Here is a 6,092-nt window from a genome sequence, read left to right on the forward strand (position 1 = left end):
AAATAACATCTTCATTTTACGCTACTTATTTCGTTTTTGTATAAAAAACGATTTCTTTAAGCTATAGAACCTCAAAACGAGATGAAAACATACCATCACACTATTAAGAAATAAACCATACTCTTTATATCACAAGCAATCTGATGCAAAATTTTGAAAATACACCCCGGACTCCCCGCAAAAAAGCTTAATCGCCTTACGAATATCACTTCTCGACTTTATGCATTCAATACATTTATGTTCGCAAAATACTCCACCTTTTACTCATTATAGTGCATTCATATTTCGTATTCAACATCGTCCCGATAACACTTTTTCTCAACCTTCAAAAGACCTTGTAAAAATAATAAAATATTATCAAGATATTAATAATAAAACATAAAGAATTTAGATTCTATCTCAATAATCACATACAACTTTGTTTCTTTTGATCTTATTTCCCTATATATTTCATCTCCAATTATTAATTTCTAAAATGATTTTAGTAGCTTATAATAGCTTAATCGTATTATTTTAATGTATCAGACGATATTTTTCTTTCTGTTATAAAAAACTTCTTAAGAATTCTTTTGGAAAGTCTCCTTATCTTATTTCTAAGTAATTTATAAAAAGAAATATAAAACTTTTTTCTATAGCAGTTCTAACATTACCATTTTTTAAACAATATTTTAATCAATTAAAGACACTTAAATAAATCTTCCTATGTATAAAAACTCTTTCACCCAACCTAAAGGTATAATTTTCATTCTTACCGTACAAAATTGTTCTTTAGCATGAGCTCTATACAACAGAAGACATCTAAATCATATCTATAAAATAGTTGATCTCTCCACTTGTGAAGAAGAAAGATGGCACCATAACACTATTTTCCAGCTCCCAATGTTTTGCTGCAACCCTCAATACTTGAGACGATTCATAAGAAGCATCTTTACCCCTTTCTTGTACAGTTTTTATCCACACGCTAATTCCGTTTACAACGTGCAAGGAAATGGTTTTGATTGATTCAACATAAACAAGTTTGGAATGAGAGAATTTTACAATATTCGGATCTCTCATCTAACATGCGAAATAGTGAATTATATTTAAAATCAATATCTTGCTATACTGAAGATACAATATATTTCTTATTTCTTCTTGAGCATTAAAATATTATCCCTAAACACTCAAACTCAACTTACAAAAAAATTCAATGCACAAATAAACTTTTCTGTTGATTTCTTTCCCGCTTTCAAAGGACGAAGATTCTTAATCCAATCTGGACTGAAAAAGTTTGGATTCTTGTCGAGCGGTCTCCTCTTTTCTTCCCACTCATGTGATTCACTTAACTAAAGGCTCTACAGACAAGTCCTGCTTAAAAATATTTACCACGCACTCTAAAAGCACTTAATATATTAAGAAGACTTACAGAATTTATCTCACTATATCTCAAATGACAGTGTTTTTACAGTATAACAGGATAAAAGAATCCACGAACATAATAATTAGATGCTTTAATATACGAGAACAAGAAAGGAAAAGCCCTTCGTTTTTGTTGGTTGCTCTTTAAAAAGAAGGTTCATTTAGAAGTAATTTTCTTAAATCTCATGACACAACCTTTTGTTATTAGTCTTAAGATGCAAATTATATTCTTTCCTACGCTCTGTAGTGCATACCTCGCAATTTATACGCTCATAATACCTTTTAAGCTGCATTTGATTCTGAAGTCTGAATCAATAAAGCATAAAGCGCATTGGCATTATGCGTACTGCGCAACTTTTGTACAACATCAGTGTGACGCAAAACACGTGCGATCTGTGATAAAGCTTTTAAGTGATCTGCACCAGCATTTTCAGGTGCTAAAAGGAGAAAAACGAGATCTATAGGTTCGTCGTCAAGAGCTTCAAAATCAACAGGACTTTCAAGACGTGCAAATATACCAATGATCCGATTAATATCAGGTAATTTTCCATGAGGAATCGCAATACCTCCACCTAAACCCGTTGAACCAAGCTTCTCGCGTTGTAAAACAACATCAAAAATCACATGCTCACTAAGACCTGTTAGCTTGGAAGCTTTTTCGGCTAAAATTTGCAGAACCTGTTTTTTCGAATTAGCATTAAGAGCCGGAATGATCGCTTCCGGTGCTATTAACTCACTCAAATTCATACTTTAATTTTCCTCTTACACGCTAAAATGCTCATCAATAAACCTATAAACGCTATAGATACTTAATGTTCTTTCACTTTTCGCAACATCGCATGTGTTTTTACTTTTCAATTTATAATGGGTGATAGCTCAATACATCTCATATCACTTCTAAAACAACAATAAATAGTATTCGGATCATCATTAACGGCATAAGAAACCAAAGAAATGAAATTGTTCATAAAGTTAATTTCCTTACGACTCTAAAAAAGGCCATTATTCATAAATTTATTAAACTTGTCATAAGAGTTGATGTATAATCCGCCATCAGAGTTTTTCTTTCTTTAAAAATGAGCCCTTAAATTAAGATGAAAAGCATACTGAGCAAAATGGATCTTTACTTTGAAAATTACTGTATAGCTTGAACATCGACTTATAACAAGAATATAAAGATTTTTAGAAATTTAATGATTATTTTAAAAGATTTATAGATTTAGCCTGATATCTGTAGCCAAGCTCCTATTTTCAAATAGGCGATATAAACCAATAAAATACGACAACTCCTATTGAATAACCGCAATATATAACCGGTGCTCCCATCAAAATACCTAAAACAGCATCACCGATATATTATTTGATTCGACAGAGAAAAATATGATAAATATCTTTTACCTTTCAATAACACACGCATTCATTGAGAGCTTCATTTATCACTCATTATCACGTTAATCTAGTGATATCTTTTCTATGATATAATTATGAGTAAGCTAAACTTATAAAACAACAAACTAACCTCTAATGATAAAACCTTTTTCACCACTCAATAACAACATTAAGGTTATAGTCATAAAAGAAGTTTTGGCATAAATAAGGAGATTTTCAGTAATAATGTTTGGTTAAACTTAAATGGAAACTTGTGAAAGCTGTAAAATCAAAGAGAAAACTGATTTCCCAAATAAATTCTGCGTACATCAACGTTGTTGATAATATCGTTAGGACAACCGTGAACTAACACCCGCCCTGTATGAATAATATAAGCGCGATCGACAAGCCCTAATGTCTCACGTACATTATGATCCGTTATTAAAACACCAATGCCACGCCTCGTTAAATGACGAATAAGTTGTTGAATATCGAAAATAGCGATAGGATCAATTCCTGCAAATGGTTCATCAAGTAACATAAAATGGGGACGAGAAGCTAAAGCGCGCGCAATTTCAAGTCGCCGACGTTCACCTCCAGATAACGAAAGCGCAGACATTTTACGTAAATGATCAATTTTAAATTCATGTAAAAGGCTATCTAACTCTTCACGTTGTTTAAGACGATCTTTTTCAACGACCTCTAAAACAGCTTTAATGTTATTTTCTACTGAAAGACCACGAAAAATAGACGCTTCCTGTGGAAGATATCCAATACCTAGACGCGCACGTCGGTACATCGGAAGATGCGTAATATCAAATCCATCAATTTTAATCGAGCCTCCATCAGATTTTATGAGCCCTGTCACCATATAAAAACAAGTTGTTTTACCTGCCCCATTGGGTCCTAAAATGCCAACGGCTTCTCCCGTACGAATGCCAAAAGAAACACCATTAACTGTTCGTCTTCCTCGATAAACTTTAATCAAATTACTGGCAATCAAGGTCCCTTTTAAGGGATTTTTTGAAGCTTCACTTTCAAGATTATACCTATCAGTCTGTTTTTTTCTTTTGATTCCAAACATGAAATCTTAATGGCCATTCTTTTGATTTTGTTTTAAAATAATAGAAACACGACCTTTTTTCTTAGGCGTCTCACAACCTTCTAAAAAAGCCTTTCCGCTTTCCATATTTGCCGTTAGTTTGCACCCCGTTGCCACATTATCACCATCAGTTAACACAACATGATTCCCTGTCAAACTCATCATTTTTGACTTTCCATCAAAAACGCCTTTATCACCCGTAGCAACTTGCGTAGCAATTTTTATATAAACTTTTCCTAAAGCTTCCATTTTTTGTATACTCGACGAACCAAATAAAGAAACAGATGATGCCTTTGTATCTTCCTTGTTTTTATCAATTTCTTTATATGCTTTATCGTAGTAAACAACTAATTCTGCCGTTCTTAAAAGACGTTCACCTTGCACCACTGAAACATCACCCTTAAAAAGTGCTATCCCTTCTTTATCACGTATTTCCAAAGAATCTGCATGAAGTTCTACCGGTTCTTTGTCGTTTGATAGACTTATTCCAAAATGAGTCCCTTCAGCATATCCTAAAACTGCTCCTTCTCCTAACATTCCCATGCTAAAAGCTAACATCACACCTATCCATCTTTTGTACGATTTCATTATTTCAATTCTTCTGTTTGTATATACACATACTTCTCTTTATAAATATCCTTTAAAGATTTGTATTGATATTCCGTCATTGCTTTTGAAGCACTAAATGCACATCACCATGGAAATATATGTTTTTTCCTTTTTCTCGAATTTGTAAGGCGTTTGCAGCAAGATGCAAACCGGCCTGCTGAATATTAACACGTTGATCTGTTTTTAACTGTCCCTCGGATAAGTTAATACTAGCTGACATAAATTGTACCATCATCCCATCGTTCGTTGTAATGGTGAATGGCTTATTCAACTGTAAAAAACCATTAATGTTATCGTAAACCCCCCCTTGTGCTGAAAGAAAAACCTGTCTTTGTTGGCCCATAAATGCTCTAGCTGTAATGTTTTGCAACCCAATCATTCCAGCGTGTGTATGGTCTTGAAATGCCTTTTCTGCTTTAAGCCAATAAGGTTCATGAGCACGCGTATACCCTTCTAATTTTGGATTAAGCATCGTCAAATTCATCACGCCACTTTCTCCATTATTCAAAGGCATAGAATCAGAAGTAACGGGAACCAAGAAAAACGTAAACCAGCAAAAAACCAGCGCTGAAAGCAACGCTAAGAGAGGTAAAAAAATTTTTAATACGCTAATGCGACGCGAATGACGGGATGCTTTTTTTAAAACATCTCCAAAAGATGATTGCGTTGAAAAGGCTTCATAATGTTTGTGTACGGACATACTCTCCTGATCTCTTAAATACTCCGCATTTTTAATCTGTATACCCTTTATAGAAGGTATTTTCAAATTTTGTTTATTGCAATTTGTTTTTTCTTGATTTTATTTTGCTTTTATCCGTTTATATATTGTAATATTATGCATGGAGTGCACAATTACGAAATTTTTTTGTGTGAAAGTGAGGCTATTGTGGTAAAATCAGAGCTTGTGCAAATTATTGCTCGTCATAACCCGCATCTTTTTCAACGGGATGTGGAGAATATTGTAAACGCTATTTTTGAGGAAATTGCAACAGCACTTGCAAATGGCAATCGCGTTGAACTTCGTGGATTTGGAGCTTTTTCTGTAAAAAGCCGTTCAGCCCGTAATGGACGTAATCCACGAACAGGTGAAGCCGTTTCTGTTGAAGAAAAGTGGATTCCTTTTTTTAAAACTGGCAAGGATTTACGCGACCGTCTTAATCAGTGAGAAACTTATGATAATTAAACGTATTCTTCTAACAAGTATCAGTGTGATTCTCGCAGCGGTTTTGATTGTTTTTATCGTAGCTAATCGTCAAATGGTTCCGTTAACCCTTGATCCTTTTCGAGCAAATCCTGAAAGTTTTACTTATCATGCTCCCCTCTTTATATGGCTCTTTATTTTCTTTGGTTTTGGTATTTTATTAGGAAATCTGATCAGTTGGTTTTCCTATCACAAATACAAAAAAGCTCTCAAAAAAAGTAAAGCCGAGATTGAAAAATTGAAAACATCTATCACAAATCTGGTGTAATGGTATTTAAATGAAATCTTTTCTCTCTGTATTCTATATTCAGTACAGAGTTAAAAGTGCTCTTTTTCTTTTTTTATACATGTTTTAATTGACTTTAGCTTTTTTGCACTTTTACGAAACATTTAAGAGCTTTATAATATATTTTT

General features: G+C 33.5%; 6 protein-coding genes. 2 read left to right on the forward strand and 4 right to left on the reverse strand.

Annotated elements, in window-relative coordinates; genetic code table 11:
• Positions 1-1,680: 1,680 nt before the first annotated feature.
• The 4 genes from ptsN to lptC all read right to left on the reverse strand — a co-directional run bounded on the left by ptsN (position 1,681) and on the right by lptC (position 5,177).
• On the reverse strand, positions 1,681-2,145 hold the full coding sequence (ptsN, locus tag ACFIO3_RS07315) for a PTS IIA-like nitrogen regulatory protein PtsN (RefSeq protein ID WP_375606109.1): 465 nt from the start codon (positions 2,143-2,145) through the stop codon (positions 1,681-1,683).
• 910 nt (positions 2,146-3,055) lie between these two features.
• A complete protein-coding gene (gene lptB / locus ACFIO3_RS07320; protein ID WP_012754448.1) occupies positions 3,056-3,850 on the reverse strand; it encodes an LPS export ABC transporter ATP-binding protein in 795 nt (264 codons plus the stop codon).
• 6 nt (positions 3,851-3,856) lie between these two features.
• Positions 3,857-4,456 carry an LptA/OstA family protein gene (locus ACFIO3_RS07325; RefSeq protein ID WP_375606108.1) on the reverse strand — a complete coding sequence of 200 codons (600 nt, stop codon included), beginning with the start codon at positions 4,454-4,456 and terminating at the stop codon, positions 3,857-3,859.
• Between the two features lie 76 nt (positions 4,457-4,532).
• Positions 4,533-5,177 (reverse strand): LPS export ABC transporter periplasmic protein LptC, encoded by a 645-nt coding sequence (gene lptC, locus ACFIO3_RS07330; protein ID WP_375606107.1) that lies wholly within the window; start codon positions 5,175-5,177, stop codon positions 4,533-4,535.
• Positions 5,178-5,363: 186 nt separating this feature from the next.
• On the opposite strand from lptC, the gene ihfB reads away from it, so the two are divergent.
• Together ihfB and ACFIO3_RS07340 are read left to right on the forward strand one after the other, a co-directional pair.
• The gene (gene ihfB, locus ACFIO3_RS07335) at positions 5,364-5,642 is read left to right on the forward strand and encodes an integration host factor subunit beta (RefSeq protein WP_273790186.1); all 279 of its coding nucleotides are present in this window, start codon (positions 5,364-5,366) and stop codon (positions 5,640-5,642) included.
• Between the two features lie 7 nt (positions 5,643-5,649).
• The gene (locus tag ACFIO3_RS07340) at positions 5,650-5,946 is read left to right on the forward strand and encodes a lipopolysaccharide assembly protein LapA domain-containing protein (protein ID WP_375606106.1); all 297 of its coding nucleotides are present in this window, start codon (positions 5,650-5,652) and stop codon (positions 5,944-5,946) included.
• Positions 5,947-6,092: the final 146 nt, after the last annotated feature.

Source organism: Bartonella sp. AD328YNZD, from assembly GCF_042196425.1.